The sequence below is a fragment of the Clavibacter sp. VKM Ac-2872 genome, assembly GCF_015351105.1.
Classification (GTDB): domain Bacteria; phylum Actinomycetota; class Actinomycetes; order Actinomycetales; family Microbacteriaceae; genus Clavibacter.
In genome coordinates, this window is sequence record NZ_JADKRR010000001.1 from 685,390 (window position 1) to 704,191 (window position 18,802).

16 protein-coding genes and 1 pseudogene are annotated in these 18,802 nt (G+C 73.6%); 4 read left to right on the forward strand and 13 right to left on the reverse strand.

The features are described from left to right. Positions 1 to 21 precede the first annotated feature (21 nt). The 5 genes and pseudogenes from ITJ40_RS03410 to ITJ40_RS03430 all read right to left on the reverse strand — a co-directional run bounded on the left by ITJ40_RS03410 (position 22) and on the right by ITJ40_RS03430 (position 5,048). Positions 22 to 819, reverse strand: a complete 798-nt coding sequence (locus ITJ40_RS03410) for a dienelactone hydrolase family protein (RefSeq protein ID WP_194665743.1) — start codon at positions 817 to 819, stop codon at positions 22 to 24. A 2-nt stretch (positions 820 to 821) separates the two neighbouring features. Continuing rightward, positions 822 to 3,182 carry a phosphoribosylformylglycinamidine synthase subunit PurL gene (gene purL, locus ITJ40_RS03415; protein WP_194665744.1) on the reverse strand — a complete coding sequence of 787 codons (2,361 nt, stop codon included), beginning with the start codon at positions 3,180 to 3,182 and terminating at the stop codon, positions 822 to 824. Further along, positions 3,179 to 3,874, reverse strand: coding sequence for a phosphoribosylformylglycinamidine synthase subunit PurQ (gene purQ, locus ITJ40_RS03420; protein ID WP_194665745.1), 696 nt, complete (start codon positions 3,872 to 3,874; stop codon positions 3,179 to 3,181). Before purQ ends, purL begins: the two co-directional genes overlap by 4 nt. Before the next feature lie 152 nt (positions 3,875 to 4,026). Continuing rightward, positions 4,027 to 4,266: pseudogene (gene purS / locus ITJ40_RS17210) on the reverse strand (phosphoribosylformylglycinamidine synthase subunit PurS); the annotation flags it as partial. 98 nt (positions 4,267 to 4,364) lie between these two features. Continuing rightward, positions 4,365 to 5,048, reverse strand: coding sequence for a DUF2848 domain-containing protein (locus ITJ40_RS03430; protein ID WP_194665747.1), 684 nt, complete (start codon positions 5,046 to 5,048; stop codon positions 4,365 to 4,367). Between the two features lie 164 nt (positions 5,049 to 5,212). Here ITJ40_RS03430 and ITJ40_RS03435 point away from each other — a divergent pair, with 164 nt between their 5' ends. After that, a complete protein-coding gene (locus ITJ40_RS03435) occupies positions 5,213 to 6,610 on the forward strand; it encodes an MFS transporter (protein WP_194665748.1) in 1,398 nt (465 codons plus the stop codon). Positions 6,611 to 6,707: 97 nt separating this feature from the next. Here ITJ40_RS03435 and ITJ40_RS03440 read toward each other — a convergent pair whose 3' ends face one another. Next, positions 6,708 to 7,382, reverse strand: a complete 675-nt coding sequence (locus ITJ40_RS03440) for a GntR family transcriptional regulator (RefSeq protein ID WP_194665749.1) — start codon at positions 7,380 to 7,382, stop codon at positions 6,708 to 6,710. A gap of 28 nt (positions 7,383 to 7,410) precedes the next feature. On the opposite strand from ITJ40_RS03440, the gene ITJ40_RS03445 reads away from it, so the two are divergent. After that, positions 7,411 to 8,250: a carbon-nitrogen hydrolase family protein gene (locus tag ITJ40_RS03445; RefSeq protein ID WP_194665750.1), complete on the forward strand. Its 840-nt coding sequence runs from the start codon at positions 7,411 to 7,413 to the stop codon at positions 8,248 to 8,250. Between the two features lie 6 nt (positions 8,251 to 8,256). Here the strand turns inward: ITJ40_RS03445 and ITJ40_RS03450 are convergent, their stop codons facing one another. The 7 genes from ITJ40_RS03450 to ITJ40_RS03480 all read right to left on the reverse strand — a co-directional run bounded on the left by ITJ40_RS03450 (position 8,257) and on the right by ITJ40_RS03480 (position 16,579). Continuing rightward, on the reverse strand, positions 8,257 to 9,408 hold the full coding sequence (locus ITJ40_RS03450) for an MFS transporter (RefSeq protein WP_370531986.1): 1,152 nt from the start codon (positions 9,406 to 9,408) through the stop codon (positions 8,257 to 8,259). Positions 9,409 to 9,416: 8 nt separating this feature from the next. Next, positions 9,417 to 10,610, reverse strand: coding sequence for a class I tRNA ligase family protein (locus ITJ40_RS03455; RefSeq protein ID WP_194665752.1), 1,194 nt, complete (start codon positions 10,608 to 10,610; stop codon positions 9,417 to 9,419). After that, positions 10,610 to 11,872, reverse strand: a complete 1,263-nt coding sequence (locus ITJ40_RS03460) for a radical SAM protein (RefSeq protein WP_194665753.1) — start codon at positions 11,870 to 11,872, stop codon at positions 10,610 to 10,612. Before ITJ40_RS03460 ends, ITJ40_RS03455 begins: the two co-directional genes overlap by 1 nt. Continuing rightward, the gene (locus ITJ40_RS03465) at positions 11,869 to 12,882 is read right to left on the reverse strand and encodes a Gfo/Idh/MocA family protein (protein WP_194665754.1); all 1,014 of its coding nucleotides are present in this window, start codon (positions 12,880 to 12,882) and stop codon (positions 11,869 to 11,871) included. Before ITJ40_RS03465 ends, ITJ40_RS03460 begins: the two co-directional genes overlap by 4 nt. Beyond that, positions 12,869 to 13,906 carry a Gfo/Idh/MocA family oxidoreductase gene (locus ITJ40_RS03470; RefSeq protein WP_370531987.1) on the reverse strand — a complete coding sequence of 346 codons (1,038 nt, stop codon included), beginning with the start codon at positions 13,904 to 13,906 and terminating at the stop codon, positions 12,869 to 12,871. Before ITJ40_RS03470 ends, ITJ40_RS03465 begins: the two co-directional genes overlap by 14 nt. Continuing rightward, a complete protein-coding gene (locus tag ITJ40_RS17390) occupies positions 13,897 to 15,444 on the reverse strand; it encodes a hypothetical protein (RefSeq protein ID WP_194665755.1) in 1,548 nt (515 codons plus the stop codon). The genes ITJ40_RS03470 and ITJ40_RS17390 overlap by 10 nt, the downstream gene beginning before the upstream one ends. A 145-nt stretch (positions 15,445 to 15,589) precedes the next feature. Then, positions 15,590 to 16,579 (reverse strand): aldo/keto reductase, encoded by a 990-nt coding sequence (locus tag ITJ40_RS03480; RefSeq protein WP_194665756.1) that lies wholly within the window; start codon positions 16,577 to 16,579, stop codon positions 15,590 to 15,592. Positions 16,580 to 16,703: 124 nt separating this feature from the next. On the opposite strand from ITJ40_RS03480, the gene ITJ40_RS03485 reads away from it, so the two are divergent. Then, a complete protein-coding gene (locus ITJ40_RS03485; protein WP_228511770.1) occupies positions 16,704 to 17,189 on the forward strand; it encodes a Fur family transcriptional regulator in 486 nt (161 codons plus the stop codon). A 78-nt stretch (positions 17,190 to 17,267) separates the two neighbouring features. Further along, complete coding sequence (locus ITJ40_RS03490; RefSeq protein WP_194665757.1) at positions 17,268 to 18,797, forward strand: catalase; 1,530 nt, start codon at positions 17,268 to 17,270, stop codon at positions 18,795 to 18,797. Positions 18,798 to 18,802 lie beyond the last annotated feature (5 nt).

The following is an 18,802-nucleotide window of genomic DNA, read 5'->3' on the forward strand; positions in this document are numbered from 1 at the left end:
CGCGGATCGACGCGGAGGGGGTCAGCCCAGGTGCTCGGCGAGGAAGTCCGTGAGCGCCCGCCACGAGCGGCGCTCGGCGCGGTCCTGGTACTGCGCGCCGCCCTCGGGGGAGTCGACGCCCGGCACGGAGAACGCGTGCATGGCGCCGCTGTAGGTGACGACCTGCCAGTCGACCGCGGGACGCGTGCGCATCTCGGCCTGGAACGCGGCCACCTTCTCGTCGGGGACCATGGGGTCGTCCGCGCCCGTGAGGACGAGGATCGCGGCCTTCACGTCGGCGACGTCGGCGGGCTCGTGCACGACGAGGCTGCCGTGCAGCGAGATCGCCGCCTTGATGTCGGCCCCGGCCCGGGCGACCTCGAGCGACGCGCTGCCGCCGAAGCAGTAGCCCATGACGGCGATGCGCGACGGGTCGACGTCGGGCTCGGCCGCGAGGCGGTCGATGCCGGCCTGCACGCGGGCGCGCATGAGCGGCAGGTCCGCGTAGAAGGAGCCGGCGACCTGGCCGGCCTCCTCGGGGCCCGGCCGTACGTCGCGTCCGTAGACGTCGGCGGCGAACGCGACGTAGCCGAGGCGCGCGAGCATCTGGATGCGCGCCGCCACGTGCCCGCCCACGCCGAACCAGTCGTGGATCACGAGCACGGCGGGGCGGCGGCCGCTCTGCGCGGCGTCGCGGGCGAGGAGCCCCTCGAGCTCGGTGCCCGCGTGGTCGTAGAGCACGGGGCCCATCTGGATGTCAGCGCCCGCGGTCAGCGGCACGCGCTCGGTGAGCTCGGCGAGGGACGGCGACCAGACGGGGGACGATCCGGGATCGGACATGCTCACGCCTCCACGGCCGTGCCGAAGCGCGCGGGGAGCGTGGCGCGGTGGATCCCGCGCAGCTCGTCCACGGACAGGGTGAAGAGACCCTGCAGCTCGAGGCCGGGCGCCTGCGCGTCCGTGACGCCGATGCGGAGCACCGGGTAGCCGCGCCCCTCGCAGAGGCCCTGGAACTTGACGTCGTCCTCGCGGGGCACCGTGACGAGCATGCGGCCGGTGGACTCGGAGAACAGCGCGGTCGCCTGGTCGACGCCGTCGCGCTGGACGATGCCGTCGAGCCAGACACGGGCGCCGACGCCGAAGCGCATGACGGACTCCGCGAGCGCCTGGCCGAGGCCGCCGTCCGAGAGGTCGTGCGCGCTCGCGATGAGCGACTGCGTGGCGCCGGCCGCGATGAGCGAGGCGAGGTCCTTCTCGGCGGCGAGGTCGACCACGGGCGGGACGCCGCCGAGGTGGTCGTGCACGGTGCCGGCCCAGGCGGATCCGTCGAGCTCCTCGCGCGTGACGCCGAGCAGGTAGATGTTGTCGCCCTCGTCCTGCCAGCCGGACGGGATGCGGCGCGCGACGTCGTCGATCACGCCGAGCACGCCCACGACGGGCGTCGGGTGGATCGCCTGCGTGCCCGTCTGGTTGTAGAGGGAGACGTTGCCGCCCGTGACGGGGATCTCGAGCTCGAGGCAGCCGTCCGCCAGGCCCTCGACCGTGCGGCTGAACTGCCACATGACCTCGGGGTCCTCGGGGCTGCCGAAGTTGAGGCAGTCGCTGACGGCGACGGGCGTGGCGCCGGACGCGGCGACGTTGCGGTACGCCTCCGCGAGGGCGAGCTGCGCGCCCGCGTACGGGTCGAGCTGGCAGAAGCGGCCGTTCGCGTCGGTGGCGACCGAGAAGCCGAGGCCGCTCTCCTCGTCGACGCGGACCATGCCGGCATCGTCGGGGAACGACAGGGCCGTGTTGCCCATCACGTAGCGGTCGTACTGGTCGGTGATCCACGACGCGTCGGCGAGGTTCGGGCTGCCGAGGAGCTGCAGGAACTGGTCCTTGATCTCGTCGGGCGCGGTGGGGCGCGCGAGGCGCGACGCGGAGTCGGCCTGGAGGGCGTCGATCCACGTGGGGTAGGAGACGGGACGGTCGTAGACGGGGCCGTCGACCGCGACCGTGCGCGGCTCGACGTCGACGATGCGCTCGCCGTGGTGGTCGATGACGAGGCGGCCGGTGTCGGTGACCTCGCCGAGCACGCTCGTCTCGACGTCCCACTTGCGGACGACCTCTAGGAAGCCCGCGAGCTTCTCCGGCTTCACGACCGCCATCATGCGCTCCTGGCTCTCCGACATGAGGATCTCCTCGGCCGTGAGCGACGGGTCGCGCAGCAGCACCTCCTCGAGCCGGATGTGCATGCCGCCGTCGCCGTTGGAGGCGAGCTCGCTCGTGGCGCAGGAGATGCCCGCGGCGCCGAGGTCCTGGATCCCCTCGACGAGGTCCTTGGCGAAGAGCTCGAGGCAGCACTCGATGAGCACCTTCTCGGCGAACGGGTCGCCGACCTGCACCGCGGGGCGCTTGGTGGGGCCGCCGTCGGCGAACGTGTCGCTCGCGAGGATGGAGGCGCCGCCGATGCCGTCGCCGCCCGTGCGCGCGCCGAACAGGACGACCTTGTTGCCGACGCCGCGCGCGTTGGCGAGGTGGAGGTCCTCGTGGCGGAGGACGCCGACGGCGAGCGCGTTGACGAGCGGGTTGCCCTGGTACACGCGGTCGAAGTAGGTCTCGCCGCCGATGTTCGGCAGCCCTAAGCAGTTGCCGTAGAAGCTGATGCCCGCGACGACGCCGTGCACGACGCGCGCGGTGTCGGGGTCGTCGATGTCGCCGAAGCGCAGCGCGTCCATCACGGCGACGGGACGCGCGCCCATCGAGATGATGTCGCGGACGATGCCGCCCACGCCCGTGGCCGCGCCCTGGAACGGCTCGATGTAGGAGGGGTGGTTGTGGCTCTCGATCTTGAAGGTGACGGCCCAGCCCTCGCCCACGTCGACGACGCCGGCGTTCTCGCCCATGCCGACCATGAGGTCCTTCTTCATGGACTCGGAGACCTTCTGGCCGAACTGGCGGAGGTACTTCTTCGAGGACTTGTAGGAGCAGTGCTCGCTCCACATGACCGAGTACATGGCGAGCTCGCCGCTGGTGGGGCGGCGGCCGAGGATCTCGCGGATCTTCAGGTACTCGCCCTCCGTGAGCCCGAGCGCCGCGTAGGGCTGCTCCTTCTCCGGGGTGCGCTCGGCCATCTCGACGGTGTCGGCGACGTGGCGGCGGATGCTGCGTCCCTCTCCCGCGGGGTCGGTGGGGACGGATGCGGGATCGGCGTGGACGCTCACTGCGCGAGGACTCCTTCGAGGACGGACGTGAAGAGACGGAGGCCGTCGACACCGGAGCGCATGGCGGCCGGGGTGTCCGGTCCGAAGCCCTCCTCGACGGCGTGCTCGGGGTGGGGCATGAGGCCGACGACGTTGCCGCGGGCGTTGGTGATCCCGGCGATGTCGCGCAGGGATCCGTTCGGGTTGCCGCCGAGGTAGCGGAAGGCCACCAGGCCCTCGCCCTCGAGGCGGTCGAGCGTGTCGGCGTCGGCGATGAAGCCGCCCTCGCCGTTCTTGAGCGGGATGGTGATCTCCTCGCCCTCGGTGAACGCGTTCGTCCACGCGGTGCCGGCGGCCTCGACGCGGAGGCGCTGGTCGCGGCAGACGAAGTTCCCGGCCTCGTTGCGGATCAGCCCGCCGGGCAGCAGGTGCGCCTCGGTGAGCATCTGGAAGCCGTTGCAGATGCCGAGCACGGGCACGCCGCGACCGGCGGCGTCCACGACCTCGCGCATGATCGGCGCGAACGCCGCGATGGCGCCCGCGCGCAGGTAGTCGCCGTAGCTGAAGCCGCCGGGCAGCACGATCGCGTCCACGCCCTGGAGGTCGTGGTCGCCGTGCCAGAGCGCGACCGGGGTGGCGCCCGCGAGACGGACGGCGCGCTGCGCGTCGCGGTCGTCGAGGGATCCCGGGAAGGTGATGACCCCGACGCGCATCAGCGCTGCTCCGCCGCGGCGGAACCGTGGGGGAGCGGGTGCGCGGCGACGTCGGTGTCGGCCCTGCCGCCCTCCGCGATGGTGTGGTCGTCGGTGACGTTGCCGGTGGCCATGTCGGCCTCGGCGCTGATGCCGAACCCGTCGAGCCCGGCGACGTGGACGCTGATGACGTCCTCGATGACGGAGTTGGAGAGCATGTCGGCGGCGAGGGTCTGGACGTCGGCGAGCAGCGCGTCGTCCACCTCGCCCTCGACGGTGAGCTCGAAGCGCTTGCCGATGCGGACGCCGGTGAAGCGGTCCTTGCCGAGGCGGGCCAGGGCGCCGGCCACGGCCTTCCCCTGGGGGTCGAGCAGCTCGGCCTTGGGCATCACTTCGACGACGATCGTGGGCACGATGGGACTCCGGATTCCTGGAGGCGGGTGGATGCGCTCAGCGTACCGGACGGCCGTGCCCCGCCGGGCGGGTCCGACGGGGCGGGCACGGGCCGGGATCAGCCGATGGCCTCGGGCAGCAGCTCCACGCGGTAGGCGGCGTCGATGGTCTCGCCCGTGGCGGGATCCTCGAGCTGCACGCGCCAGCGCGACGCGAACTGGTCGACGCCCGGGACCATCGCGACCGTGCCCGAGATGAGCACCGTGCCGGGCACGCGGAGGCCGCGCTTGGCGAGCACCTCGAGCCAGTGGTCGGGGGTGAGGAGCGCGGCGAGCGTGGAGTCCTGGATGAGCTGCTCGGCGCCCTCCTCGCCGACCCAGCCGCGCAGGCGGATCGCGTCGAGGCGGTCGCGCACGTCGGCGAGGCGCCAGGCCCTGCGTCCCAGCACGTCGGGACCGGCGTTCTTGCTCCACGCGACGCCGTGCACCTCGAGCGCGCGGTCGGTGTGGTCGCACGCGACGGTGAGGAGCACGTCGTCGTCGGTGATCACGAGGGCCCACTCGGCCTCGCCCGAGGTGCGGCCGTGCTGCGCGGGCACCGTGTCGGCCTGCGACGCGAGGTACGGCGCGACGGGGTAGAGCGCGGGCGTGGTCGCGGGTCCGGGCACGCCGAGCTCGGCCAGCTCGTCGATGTGCGCCTGCACCTCGGCCTGGTCGCGGCCCGCGTAGCCGGCGTTGAGGAGCGACACGACATCGACGCTCGGGGTGGATCCGTCGGGCAGCTGGAAGCGCAGGGTGGTCATCGGTCCTCCTGTGGTGTTTCGAGCGTGTGAAGAGATGCGGATCCGGACGCCTCGGCCATGGTGCCGGGGGTCCGGTATGCCTACTGTATACAGGACACCGACCGGACGCCGGGCGGGATCCGATCGCCGGATCCGTGGCCCGGCTCCCTCACCCGAGGAGCCCCATGGCCGACGACCCCACCGCCTCCCCGGCGACGACCGCGCCCGCATCCGGCGCGCCCGCGGCGCCCGCCGCGACCGAGAAGCCCACCCGCCGCGAGCTCGTGAAGGCGTTCACCGCGAGCCTCACCGGCACCTCGCTCGAGTGGTACGACTTCGCCGTGTACTCGGCCGCCAGCGCCGTCGTGTTCCCCGTCGTCTTCTTCCCGTCGTCGGACCCGTACACGGCGACGATCCTCGCGTTCTCCACCTACGCGGTCGGCTACGTCTCGCGCCCCGTCGGCGGGTTCGTCTTCGGGCGGCTCGGCGACAAGATCGGCCGGAAGCCCGTCCTCGTCCTCACGCTGCTGCTCATCGGCATCGCGACGTTCCTCATCGGCGTGCTGCCGGGCTACGCGACCATCGGGCTCGCGGCGCCGATCATCCTGGTGCTCCTCCGCTTCGCGCAGGGCGTGGGCGTCGGCGGCGAGTGGGGCGGGGCGGTGCTGCTCTCGAGCGAGTTCGGGGATCCACGCAAGCGCGGCTTCTGGTCGTCGGCCGCGCAGGTCGGCCCGCCCGCGGGCAACCTGCTCGCCAACGGCGCGCTCGCGCTGCTCACCGTGCTGCTCACCGAGGAGGACTTCCTCGACTGGGGCTGGCGCGTGGCCTTCCTGCTCTCCGCGCTGCTCGTGGCGTTCGGCCTCTGGATCCGCCTGAAGCTCGAGGACACCCCCGTGTTCAAGGCGCTGCAGGAGCGCGGCGACCGGCCGAGCGCGCCCGTGTCGGAGGTCTTCAGCACGCAGGCCCGCCCGCTCGTGGCCGCGATCCTCAGCCGCGTCGGCCCGGACGTGCTCTACGCGCTCTTCACCGTCTTCACGCTCACCTACGGCGTGAACTCGCTCGGCTTCGAGCGCAGCCAGGTGCTCGTCGCGGTGCTGGTGGGATCCGCGGTGCAGCTGTTCACGATCCCGTTCGCGGGCGCCGTGAGCGACCGCATCAACCGCCGGGCGCTGTACGCGGCGGCCGCGGTGGGCGCGGCCGTCTGGGCGTACGTCTTCTTCGCGATCACCGACGGGTCGTCGACCTTCGTGCTGGGTGTCGGCATCGTGCTCGGGCTGTTCTTCCACTCCTTCATGTACGGGCCGCAGGCGGCGTACATCATCGAGCAGTTCTCACCCCGGCTCCGCTACACGGGCGCCTCGCTCGCGTACACGATCGCCGGCGTGATCGGCGGGGCGATCGCGCCGCTGATGTTCACGATCATCTACGAGGAGACCGGCAGCTGGGTCGGCATCGCGCTGTACCTCACGGCCGCCGTCGTGCTCACCCTCGTGGGGCTCGCGCTGGGCCGCGACTCGGACGTGTCCGAGGACGAGGAGTACGTGCGCACGGGCGCCGAGGGCGTGGCGGCGCCGGTCGCCTGAGGGTCGAGCCGCATCGGCCGACGCCCGGATCCCCGCAGCGGGATCCGGGCGTCGTCGCGTGCGCGCGGTGCCGGCCCGTGATGCGCGAGGAAGCCCGTCAGGCGCGCAGCAGCACGTCGAGCGTGACGGCGAGGTGCCGGTCGATCGCGTCGCGCGCGGCCTCGGCGTCGCCCGCGGCCAGCGCGTCGACGATGCCGGCGTGCTCCTCGCACACCCGGTCCTGCCGGTCGGTGGCGCGGTAGAGCGCCTCGACGCCGACGAGGATCTGCCGGGCGCGGAGCTTCGCGTAGGTGCGGCTCATGAGCTCGCTGCCCGCGGCGTCGACGAGGAGCTGGTGGAAGCGGCGGTCGTGCTCGATGAACTCCCGGCCGCTCTCGCGCGGCGGCGTCGCGACCATGGCGCGCTGCTGCTCGAGAACCTCGCGCATGGCGTCGAGCGGCGTGCGGTCGTGCTCCACCGCGCTCGTGGCGGCGTGCCGTTCGAGGACGCCGCGCAGCTCCATCAGCTCGGCGATCTCGCGGCCCGTGATGACGGGGATGCGCGCGCCGCGCTTGGGGATCATCTCGACCAGGCCGTCGGCGGCGAGCAGCAGCAGCGCCTCGCGGACGGGCGTGCGGGAGACGCCGATGCGTTCCGCGAGCACCTGCTCGTTGAGGAACGCGCCCTGCTGGTCCGGGTCGGTGAGGACGTGCGCGTGGAGGAACTCGTAGGCCCGCTCGCGGCCGGAGAGGGCGCTCGACGAGGACCCTGGATCGCCCGCCCGTTCTCGCATACGCTATGTATACATCACGAGGAGGACCATGCGAGTCGCGCTAGCCCAGATCATCAGCTCCCCGGATCCCGCGGACAACCTGGCACGGATCACCGCCTTCGCGGAGGACGCCGCGCGGCAGGGCGCCGAGCTCGTGGTGTTCCCCGAGGCGGCGCAGCGCGCGTTCGGGAACCCGCTGCCGGAGATCGCGGAGCCGCTCGACGGGCCGTGGGCGTCCGGTGTGCGGGCCGTCGCCGACCGGCTGGGCGTCGTGATCGTCGCGGGCATGTTCACGCCCGGCGCCGGCGGCCGGGTGCGGAACACGCTCCTGGTCGCGCGGCCGTCCGGCGCGGAGGCCGCGGGCGCCGGCTCGTACGACAAGATCCACCTGTTCGACGCGTTCGGGTTCCGCGAGTCCGACGCCGTGGACCCGGGCGACGAGGTCGCGGTGATCGAGGTCGGCGGCACCCGCGCGTCCCTCGCCACCTGCTACGACGTGCGCTTCCCCGCCCTGTTCCTCGCGGGCGCCGACCGCGGCGCGGCCGTCAGCGTCGTGTGCGCGAGCTGGGGCGCAGGCCCCGGGAAGGCCGACCAGTGGGACCTCCTGCTCCGCGCCCGCGCGCTCGACTCCACGACCTTCGTCGTCGCGGTCGGCCAGGGCGACCCCGCGACGCTCGAGGCCGGATCCCGCGGCCACGACCCCGCGAGCGGCGCGCCCACGGGCATCGGCCGCAGCGCCGTGATCTCCCCGCTCGGCGAGGTGCTGCACCGCCTCGGCGGCGAGGAGGAGCTGCTCGTCGTGGACGTCGCCCCGTCGGTCGTCGAGGCCGCGCGCGGCACGCTGCCCGTGCTCGCCAACCGGCGGCGGGGGCTCGAGCAGGCGGGCTGATCCAGGTCAGTCGACCGCCGGCTCCTCGCGGCTCGCCGCCGGGCGGCCCGCGTGCCGGACGCCCAGGGCGAGCCAGGAGGCCAGCGACGCGACCGCCGCGATGGCGACGAAGACCCCCCAGGCGCCCGTCGCGCCCACTACGGCGACGGCGGCCCCGATGACGGGCGGCATGAGGGCGGCGGTCAGGCCCCAGGACGACCCGACGACGCCGAGCGCGGCCACGTGCAGCGACGCGGGGGTGCGGGCGAGGACGGCGGGGACCATGCCCGCCGTCAGGAGGAGCTCGCACAGGGTCCAGCCGACGCCGAAGACCAGCCAGCTGTCGGTCGCGGCGACGGCGACAGCGGTGACGGCCGCCCCCGCGAAGCCCGCCGCGAGGTAGGCGGGCGCGGACGCGTCGCGCACGAGGCGCAGCACCAGCGGCTGGGCGGCGAGCAGGAGCACCACGTTCGTCAGCGCCGCGTAGACGTACGACTCCGGGTTCGCCGTGGTGAGGGCGTACTGCATGCCGAGTCCCTGCATCACGGCCGTCGCCCCCGTCGCGACGACGAGCGCGGACCGCAGGTGCGCGACCGTGCCGCGGGCGCCGAGCGGGACGGGCGGCCTGGTCCGCGCCACCGCCTCCGAGCGGGGGATCACGCACGCGGCGACCAGCAGCACGGCGCCCTCCGCGGCGAAGAGCGGCCCGAGGTCCGAGCCCGACGCCGCGACGATCCCCGCGATCCCGGTCGCCACGACGCCGCCGACGTTCGCGCTCCAGGAGATGACCGACTGGGTGCGGGCCTGTCGGTCCGCCGGGGCGGAGACCGTGAGGAGCGTGCCGATGAGCGAGCGGGCGAGGCTCGAGGCGGCTCCGATCGCGAACATGGCCGCGCAGGGCAGCACGAGCGGCGCGCCCGCCGTGAGCGGCAGGAGGACCAGGGCGATCCCGTTGAGCACGAGCGTGCCCCCGAGGACGGGGCGGAGGGGGCGATCGCCGACGAGGAGGCCCGCGGCCGCGGGGAGCAGCACGGATCCGACGCCGAAGGCCGTGAGGATCAGCGCGACCTCCCCCGTCGTGTGCTGCCCGCGGAACCAGACCACGGCCACGATCGAGGTGAAGCCGGCCGCGCGCACCAGCACGAGCAGGGCCAGGAGGCGGCGGGACAGCCGCCTCACGTCCGCGCTCATCGGGTGACCCAGTCGACGAAGGCCGCCAGGCCGGTCCGCGGATCCGCCGCATCCATCCGGACCGTCGCCTCGCCCCCCGCGTCGGCAGGCCGCGCGAGGAGCGCGCGCGTGAGGGCGCCGAGGTCGAGGGCGTCCAGCGCGTCGAGCCGGCCGCGCGAGCGGAGCGCGTCCGCCCGCAGGCGCGGCAGCTCCCGATCGGCGAGGAGGGCGAGGTCGCGGAGGCGCAGCGTCGCGTCGCGCCGAGGCAGCCCGAGGCGGAGGATCCACCAGCGGAGCGCCGCCGGCCCGTGCTCCTCCAGGAGGCGGGAGGCGGTGACGCCGTCCGCGGCGGCGGACTGCGGCGACCGCCCGTCGACCGTCACGTGGTGGTGCACGTGGAGGACGTCGGCGCCCGGCAGCCCGAGCGCGGCGCAGAGCAGGGGGACGAGGGTCAGGTGCAGGTTCGCGAGCCCCTTCCCGCACACCTGGACGCGCGTGCCGGATGCGGCCCAGTCGCCCTCCGGTCGGGAGAGGAGGTAGCTGCACGCGGCCACGAACCCCGAGTGGACGACCTGCTCGGCATCCCCCGGGACGGGCACGCCCACCCCGTCCGTGCGCTCGGCGGCGCGCGAGACGCTGAGCCGGGCGGGCGGGGCGGGCGCGGCCCGGGCGAGCGGCGCGGCGGGTCCGCGCAGGGCCACCCCGTCGCGCCAGGCCGCGATCTCCTCCGAGAACGGGCCGGTCCGCAGGAACCAGTTGCGCTCCGCGCGGAGCACGAGGTCCGTCCCGCCGCAGGTCGGGCAGCTCGCCACCGATCCCGCCGAGTCGGCGAGCGTGCGGCATCCGGAGCACTGCATCCGCTCGTAGGTGCCGCTCTCGAGCGCCCCGCGGGCGTCCAGCTCGGACCACGCGGCGCGGGCGAGGTCCTGCACCGGCGCCGTGTCCGTCCCCGCGACGACGACGGGCCGGCCCGCGATGCGGCGCGCGATGCCCGCCAGGTGCGCCAAGCCGGGGGGCGGTCCCGCCGCGACGGCCGGGATGCTGTGCTCGTCCCGCGTCGCGACGAGGGCGGCAGCGCCGCGTGCCCCCGACCCGCCTCCGTCGCGCGCGGAGGCGATCGCCCCCGCCACCACGAGGTCGACCGCGTACCCCACGTGGTCGTAGGAGTGCGCGGAGGCGGGGGGCACGGTGACGACGAGGCGACCGGGCATCAGTACAGCGCGTTGCCGATGTAGTTCGGCAGCGCCTGGAGGCGGCGCTCGAGGTCGTCGAGGTCGGCGGGGTACTCCTCGCGGTACCGCTGCGTGATGCGGTCGACGCCGTACCAGTCCCGAGGGGGGCCGTCCGGCGAGTAGCGCTCCGCGATCTCGTCGTACAGCGGCGTGCCGGGGCGCAGGAACAGCTGGTTCAGGCCGAAGTAGCCGGGGATGGTCGCGGCCCAGTCGACGATCTCCCCCGACCGGCAGGTGGGGTCGTCGGGCAGCCCCAGCAACACGAACGCGAAGGGCGTGATGCCCGCGTGCGACAGCTTCTCGATGGCCTGCTGGATCTTCTCGGCCGGGATCCGCTTGCCCACCCCGGTCTCGCTCACCGCCGGCGACTCGGCGCCCAGCCACATCCCGCGGCACCCCGCCTCCGCCCAGGCGGTGACGTCGGTGCGGAGCACGACCTCGGTGCGGGTCTGGCCGGTCCAGCTCACGCCGCGGCCGGTCATCTCCCTGCACAGGTCCGTGTAGAACGACCGGTGCAGCCCGAAGACGTAGTCGAGGAAGAAGATGTCCGACACCCCGCGGGACATCTGCTGCTCGATGGTCGCGAGCGTCGTCTCGACCGGCTCGGCGCGCATCTTCGTGCCGAAGGGCAGGTGGCAGAAGGAGCAGCCGTAGGTGCAGCCGCGCACGCCGAGGACGATGCCGCAGGTGCTGCGGTGCAGGGACCCGTCGGTGAACGTCTCCGCCGTGTAGGCGCTCGCGTCGATCAGGTCGTAGTCGGGGACCGGCAGGCGCTCCGGCTCCAGCGGGGCGAAGCGGCCCGAGAACGGGAGCACGCGGGACAGGGGTGCGCCGCCCTCCTCGAGCAGCCCCACCGCCCCGACGGCCGCCGCGTCGGCCTCGCCACGGGCGACGTAGTCGACCCCGAGGTCGTCGAGCGTGGGCTGCGGCAGCTGCGTGCCGTGGGGGCCCACGGCGATGACGCGCGCGGTCGGCCATCGGTCCCGGATGCCCTCCACCGACTTCCGGACGGGCGCGAGGTCGAGCGGGTAGCACTGGGCCCGATCGGCGATGGCGGTCACCACCACGACGTAGGCCGGCTCGGCAGCGGACGGCGGGGCGTCCGCGACGCGCTGGTCCCAGATGGCGACGTCGTGCCCGTCGCGCGCGAGCACGGACGCGGCGATCAGCGCATCCAGGGGGTGCTGCAGGAAGTCGCGGGAGAACTCGTCCTCGACGATGGTGAACATGACGTGCGTCATGCCGGTTCCTCTCTGTTCAGGTGCTGGTGCATGCGGTGGATGAGGTCGATGGTGCCGATGGAGGCCTCGTCGAGACGGCGCGGTGACGTCCGCGGCGGATCGGCGAGGAAGCCGCGCAGCTGCGCGACGTGCGGGGCGAGCCAGTCCGCGGCCACGTCGGGCACGGTGGTCTGGCGGGCGTAGATGCCGGCGTCGGGGACGTCGGCGGGTGGCGGCGCGAGATCCACGACGACGGCGCCGGACTCGAGCACGAGCGCCCCGGCGGTGCCGTCGAACGACAGCCGCGGCGCACGTCCCGGGTAGGCGAGGGTCGTGTAGCGGAGGGTGGTGACGCACCCGGACGAGTGCTCGAGGACCGCGGTGAACGGGGCCAGCCGCGCGATGGGCCCGGACCCGGGGCCGCCCGCGGGGGGCGGGGCGACCGTGATCCGTGCGACCGGCCCGAGGCACCAGACCGCGAGGTCGAGCTCGTGGTAGGCGAGGTTCCCGAGCTCGTGCTCGGACCGGGCGGGTGATGCGGCGAAGTACGCGTCCGACCGCCAGAGCGGGAGGTCCACGAGCGCGCTGCGGACCGGGCCCAGCCGGCCCGCGCGGATCCGCTCCCGCGCCCGGCCCCACGCCTCGACACGGCGCAGCTGGCTGACGACCTGGATGCTCCGCCCTGCCTCCTCCGCGTGCCGGTTCAGCGCGCGGGCGCCGCGCGCGGTCATGGCCGCCGGCTTCTCGACGAGCACGTGCGCCCCGACGTCGAGCGCACGGTGCGCCAGCGCCTCGTGGGTGTCGGCCGGGGTCGCGATGATGACCGCGGCGGGCGGGCCGTCGGCCAGCGCGTCCTCCACGGATCCGGCCGCGTCGCGCTCGTCCAGCGGCGCCCACGGCGCTGCCGCGCTGCGCGTCCCCACGTGCAGCCGGCCCACGAGCGGCATGAGCTCCGGGTGGGTCCGGATCAGACGGTGGTACGCGCGTCCCATCGCGCCGTAGCCGAGCAGCGCGATGTCAGCCGTGCGCATGCGACCCGCTGAGCTCCGGGGTCGCGGGCGACCCGAGCTCGAGGAGGAGGTCCGTGTGCTCGATCATGTCGAGATCGATGTCGATGCGGCGCGGACGCCGGGTGGCGAGCCGCAGGAGCGAGTCGCGCATCGAGATCCGCAGCGGGTCGTCCTGGATGGACCGCACCCGGTGGCCGGCGGGTCCCTCGTGCACGAGCAGGGCCGTCTGCCCGGGCGGGAACGTCGTCGCGGAGGCGTACGAGGGGGAGAGCCAGAGCGTGATCCGCTCACGTCCGTCGTCCAGCCGCACCACGCGGTGGTTCGCCGGGTCGCACCGGGCGTCGCCCCAGCCGTCCGCGTCGACGAGCGCCGATGCGCCGGCGATCCGGCTGTGCAGAGTGACGGCACGTCCGCTCGCGCAGGTGGTGCCGTAGCGGGCCTCGACGAGGTGCCCGTCGAGCTCGCGCAGGTCCAGCGCGGAGCGGGCGGCTGCCGTCTCCCGCAGATCGTCGCCGGTCACCCCGAGGGACCGCGCGATCGCGTAGATGTGCGGCCACTCGTAGCCGAGGACCCCGGCCACGCGGTCGGTGAAGCGGCCGCGCGCCTCGTCCGGCCTCCTGTCCTTCACGAAGCTGACGCTGAGGGAGTGGGAGGGACGGATGCGGGCCTCGTGCCCGAGCGCGCGGATCGCGATGCTGTCCTGGTACTGCGACGCCACCTCCAGCACGAGGCGCGGGTGATCCGCCAGCAGGGCGCGGAGGGCGGGGAGGTCCTCGGGGGAGCACACCGGCTTCTCCACGAGCACCGCCGCGGACGGGTCGCGGGCGACGATCTCGCGGAGCATCCCCAGGTGCGTCGCCGTGGGCGTCGCGACGACCCAGACCGTCGGCCCGCCGGGTGCGCTCGCCACGTCCGCGTGCACGGGGAGGGCCTCAGCGCGGGGATCCAGCTGCGGGTCGACGAGCTCGACCTCGTGCCCCATCCCCACCAGGAGCGAGGCACGCAGCCGGCCGATGCGGCCGCCGCCGACGACCGTCACGCGCACGTGCGGCCCTCGCGGAAGTGGTGCTCGTAGTACCGGGCGAACAGACCGGACTCGCGGACCCACGCGTCCACGTCCGCCAGCTCGACCCGCGCCGCGGCGTCGCCCTCCACGCGCTCGGCGAGCCGTCCCAGCACGATGAAGGTCGCCGCCCGGTAGAGGTCGTAGCCGCCGTTCGGGATCCCCTCGAACCGGTGGAGGTTGAAGGACCGGCCGTCCCCGAGGACGATCGGGCCGCCGTCGCCCTCCCGGTCGCGGAGGGCGGAGAGGTCGGCGGTCGCGAAGGCGGTGACGTAGGAGGTGGAGGGCAGGGACGCGAGCGTGGCGGCGTCCGCGATCGGCTCCCCGGTGCTCGAGACGAGGAGCGTGGGACGCAGGGCCACCGCCTCGTGGATCGAGGGCGTGGTCTCGAAGCCGTCCTCGGCGGCCGCGATGAGCTGGAGGTGGTCGGTGTCCACCACCACGACGCGGCAGCCGATCGCGCGCAGGCCACGCGCGATGCGCGCGCCGAGGGTGCCGAAGCCCACGCTGACGACGCGCTTGCCGATGAGCTTCTCGCCGCGGAGGGCCTCGCGGAGGCGGCGGAGGCAGGAGTCCGCGATCTCGTCGTAGCCGATGCGCTGCTTGACCTCGGACCGGGCCATGTTCGCGACGGGGAGGTCGCGGGCGAGCGGGCTGCGGGCCAGGCGCTTCAGGCCGCTGACCGTGAGCTCGACGGCGGCGTCCGGACGCTCCCGCAACACGGGATCGCCGCGGTGGTCGGTGAGCCCGAGCAGCCCGCCGTCGTCGATCATCACGACCCGCTGACCCGATCCGTGGGCGTCGGTGATGAAGCGGTCGACCGCGCGCGCCGACTCGACGGCCCGCGCGGCCTCGGCCTGCGGGGCGGTGCCGTCGACCGCGGAGTTGTCGAGGCGCCGCACGTCGACCCCGAGCGCACGGAGGGTCGCGGCGATGCGCACGCGGTTGAGCGTCTGATCGCCCTTGTCCAGCACGATCGCGTCCTCCGGCCGCAGCCCGGATGCGAGGAGCGCGCGGACGAGTCCGAGGGAGTTCTCGACGAGGTGGTCGCGGAACACCACGCGCCAGCCGCCGGCGGGGAAGGCGTGCGCGCGGACGGCCCACGTCAGCATGGGCATGGCGTCGGCGATGGCCGTCTGCTCCTCCTCGGAGAGGCAGCGGTCGTGGGTCCGGAGCGCGTCGTGCAGGAGGTCCGCGATGTCCGGGTCGTCCGCGCGCACGGTCGCGTGGAAGGGGCGGCTGGCCGGGTTCGCGGGCAGCAGGGTCCGCGGGGCAGGCGGGCCGAAGACGGCCGCGACGTGCACGGCGGCGCCTCGTGGGTCGCGCCACGCGCGCTCGTGGAGGTCGGGGCCGTCGGTGCCCGATGGCCCGTCCGGTACCTGTCGGATGAGCCCGTTGTCTCGGGCGACGGCGTCGAGCACGGACAGGAGGAGATGGGGGGCGGCCGTCCCGGAGATGGTGCGCTCGGGGGCCGTGGAGGAGGCGGTGGGACGTGGTGTGGTGATCGACGAGCTGGTCACGCGGAGCAACGTAACGGCCGCCATCTGCCGCGCAAAACGGGCTCCCGCGCCATTGCGAGATCCCGCTCGGGTGGTTAGTGTTCGCGCTCGCTGCCTTCCCGATCGCCCCCAGCTCGGTGTCGACGAGCGCTCAGCACGGAGGTATTCAGCTGTCGATGGCGCTCATGTCCGCGTATCGGTCGCCCTCGGCGGTCGGTAGCGACGAGATCCGCGCGAGCTGGTCGGCGGAGAGCGTCACGGCGTCGGCCGCCACGTTCTCGTCGAGGCGGCTGACGCGCTTGGTGCCGGGGATCACGGCGATGTCGTCGCCCTGCGCGAGGATCCACGCGAGCGCCACCTGCGCGGGCGTCGCGTCGAGCTCGCCGGCGACGTCCTTCACGGCGTCGACGATGCGCATGTTCTGCGCGAAGGCCTCATCCGCGAAGCGCGGCGACGAGGAGCGGTAGTCGGCCTCGGACAGGTCGGCGACGCTCGAGATCGCGCCGGTGAGGAAGCCGCGGCCGAGCGGGGAGTACGCGACGAGCCCGATGCCGAGCTCGCGGAGCACCTCGAGCACGGGGCCCTCGGGGTCGCGCGTCCAGATGGAGTACTCGCTCTGGAGCACCGAGATGGGGTGCACGGCGTGCGCGCGGCGGATGGTGTCGGGCCCGGCCTCGGAGAGCCCCAGGTGCAGGACCTTGCCCTCCTCGACGAGCTCCTTCATCGCGCCGACGGTCTCCTCGATCGGCACGGCCGGGTCGACGCGGTGCTGGTAGAGCACGTCGATGCGGTCGGTCCCGAGGCGCTGCAGCGAGGCCTCGACGGCGATGCGGATGCCCGCGGGGGAGCTGTCCATGCCGCGCTCGTAGTCCTCGGCGTGCTTGCCGGGCGCGTGCTTCAGGAGTCCGAACTTGGTGGCGATGACGACGTCGTCGCGGCGGTCCTTGAGCGCGGATCCGACGAGGCGCTCGTTGGTGAACGGCCCGTACGCCTCTGCCGTGTCGAAGAGCGTGACGCCCTGGTCGACCGCGCGGTGGAGGGTGCGGATCGACTCCGCCTCGTCCTGCCCGGCGCCGTCGTAGAAGGCGCTCATGCCCATGCAGCCGAGGCCGATGCGGCCGACGTCGAGTCCCGTGCCGGTGTGGATGTGCTTCATGCGGTGCTCCGTTCTCCTGCGGCCGGATGGGCCGCCTCTCGAGCCTAGGCACGCTCCCGGCCGCGACGCGCCGCGTTCACGCGGTGTTTTGAATGGATCAAGGAAAGTGTGCTTGACTGCGGCGATGCCCACCGCTCACGCGCACCACCACGCGCCGCCCCTCGACGCCGACGCCCTGCGCGTCGCGCTGCGCGAGGCGGGACTCCGCGTGACCCGGCCGCGCGTGGCCGTCCTCACGGCGATCGACGCCCAGCCGCACTCGGACGCCGACGAGGTGCTCCGCGCGGTCAAGGGCGAGCTGCCGGGCACGAGCATCCAGGCGGTCTACGGCGTGCTCGGCGCGCTCGCGGCCGCGGGGCTCGTGCGGCGCATCGAGCCCGCGGGATCGTCCGCGCGCTACGAGCGCCGGACGGGCGACAATCACCATCACCTCGTATGCACAGGTTGCAGGACCATCGTCGACGTGGACTGCGCGGTGGGGGAGTCCCCCTGCCTCGCGCCGTCCGACTCGGCGGGGTTCCTCGTGGCGAGCGCCGAGGTGACGTACTGGGGCCTGTGCCCCGCCTGCCGGACCGCATCCGCGGATCCCGGTGCCACCGTCGCGACCTAGCGGTCGCCACCGGCCCGCCCCTCGGCCGGATGACCCGAGCCAGCACCTCCCCGTTCCACCGCTGACAGGAGAAACACCATGACCGACCAGAAGTTCACGACCACCGACTCCGGCGCCCCGGTCGCCAGCGACGAGCACTCGCTCTCCGTCGGCCCCGACGGCGCCATCCCGCTGCACGACCACTACCTCGTCGAGAAGCTCGCGCAGTTCAACCGCGAGCGCATCCCGGAGCGCGTCGTCCACGCCAAGGGCGGCGGGGCGTTCGGCACCTTCCGCGTCACCAACGACGTGAGCGCGTACACGCGCGCCTCCCTCTTCCAGCCCGGCGCCGAGGTCGAGATGCTCGCGCGCTTCAGCACCGTCGCCGGCGAGCAGGGCAGCCCCGACACGTGGCGCGACCCCCGCGGCTTCGCGCTGAAGTTCTACACGGACGAGGGCAACTACGACCTCGTCGGGAACAACACGCCCGTCTTCTTCATCCGCGACGGGATCAAGTTCCCCGACTTCATCCGCTCGCAGAAGCGCCTGCCGGGCTCGCACCTGCGCGACCACGACATGCAGTGGGACTTCTGGACGCTCTCGCCCGAGACGGCCCACCAGGTCACCTGGCTCATGGGCGACCGCGGCCTGCCGAGCTCGTGGCGCCACATGGACGGCTTCGGCTCGCACACCTACCAGTGGATCAACGCGGCCGGCGAGCGCTTCTGGGTGAAGTACCACTTCAAGACGCAGCAGGGCATCGAGATCCTCAAGCAGGAGCAGGCCGACCAGATCGCGGGCGAGGACGCCGACTTCCACATCCGCGACCTCACGGAGGCCATCGACCGCGGCGACTACCCGGAGTGGAAGCTCGAGGTGCAGATCATGCCCTACGAGGACGCCAAGTCGTACCGGTTCAACCCGTTCGACCTCACGAAGGTCTGGTCGCAGAAGGACTACCCGCGCATCGAGGTCGGCACCATGACCCTGAACCGCAACCCGGAGAACTACTTCGCGCAGATCGAGCAGGCCGCGTTCGCGCCCTCGAACTTCGTGCCCGGGATCCAGACCAGCCCCGACAAGATGCTCCTCGCGCGCATCTTCAGCTACGCCGACGCGCACCGCTACCGCGTGGGCACCAACTACGCGCAGCTGCCGGTCAACGTGCCCAAGTCGCCCGTGCACAGCTACTCGAAGGACGGCCAGGGTCGCTACACGTTCGAGTCGGCGGGCACGCCCGTCTACGCGCCCAACTCGCTCGGCGGCGCGCACGCCGACCCGGCTCGCGCCGCGGAGAGCGCCGGATGGGAGCAGGACGGCGAGCTCGTCCGCGCGGCCGCCACGCTGCACGCGGAGGACGACGACTTCGTCCAGGCCCGGATGCTCGTCAACGAGTCGATGGACGACGCCCAGCGCGAGCGCCTCGTCGGCAACATCGTCGGCCACGTGAGCAAGGTCACCACGGCCGAGCTGCGCGCCCGCGTCATCCAGTACTGGACGAACGTGGACGGCTGGCTCGGTGCGGCCGTCGCCGCGGGCCTGCCGCCGCTCGCCGGTGACGCGCCCGTCGCCGAGGCCACCCCCGGCCCGACGCGCGACGCCGAGGAGGTCGGCGTCGCCGCTCACTGAGCCGC

Bases quoted from the DNA above. Each gene is read 5' to 3' on its own strand.
- ITJ40_RS03410 (WP_194665743.1), bottom strand. From the start codon at position 819: ATGTCCGATCCCGGATCGTCCCCCGTCTGGTCGCCGTCCCTCGCCGAG.
- purQ (WP_194665745.1), bottom strand. From the start codon at position 3,874: ATGCGCGTCGGGGTCATCACCTTCCCGGGATCCCTCGACGACCGCGAC.
- ITJ40_RS03430 (WP_194665747.1), bottom strand. From the start codon at position 5,048: ATGACCACCCTGCGCTTCCAGCTGCCCGACGGATCCACCCCGAGCGTC.
- ITJ40_RS03435 (WP_194665748.1), top strand. From the start codon at position 5,213: ATGGCCGACGACCCCACCGCCTCCCCGGCGACGACCGCGCCCGCATCC.
- ITJ40_RS03440 (WP_194665749.1), bottom strand. From the start codon at position 7,382: ATGCGAGAACGGGCGGGCGATCCAGGGTCCTCGTCGAGCGCCCTCTCC.
- ITJ40_RS03445 (WP_194665750.1), top strand. From the start codon at position 7,411: ATGCGAGTCGCGCTAGCCCAGATCATCAGCTCCCCGGATCCCGCGGAC.
- ITJ40_RS03455 (WP_194665752.1), bottom strand. From the start codon at position 10,610: ATGCCCGGTCGCCTCGTCGTCACCGTGCCCCCCGCCTCCGCGCACTCC.
- ITJ40_RS03460 (WP_194665753.1), bottom strand. From the start codon at position 11,872: ATGACGCACGTCATGTTCACCATCGTCGAGGACGAGTTCTCCCGCGAC.
- ITJ40_RS03465 (WP_194665754.1), bottom strand. From the start codon at position 12,882: ATGCGCACGGCTGACATCGCGCTGCTCGGCTACGGCGCGATGGGACGC.
- ITJ40_RS03480 (WP_194665756.1), bottom strand. From the start codon at position 16,579: ATGAAGCACATCCACACCGGCACGGGACTCGACGTCGGCCGCATCGGC.
- ITJ40_RS03485 (WP_228511770.1), top strand. From the start codon at position 16,704: ATGCCCACCGCTCACGCGCACCACCACGCGCCGCCCCTCGACGCCGAC.
- ITJ40_RS03490 (WP_194665757.1), top strand. From the start codon at position 17,268: ATGACCGACCAGAAGTTCACGACCACCGACTCCGGCGCCCCGGTCGCC.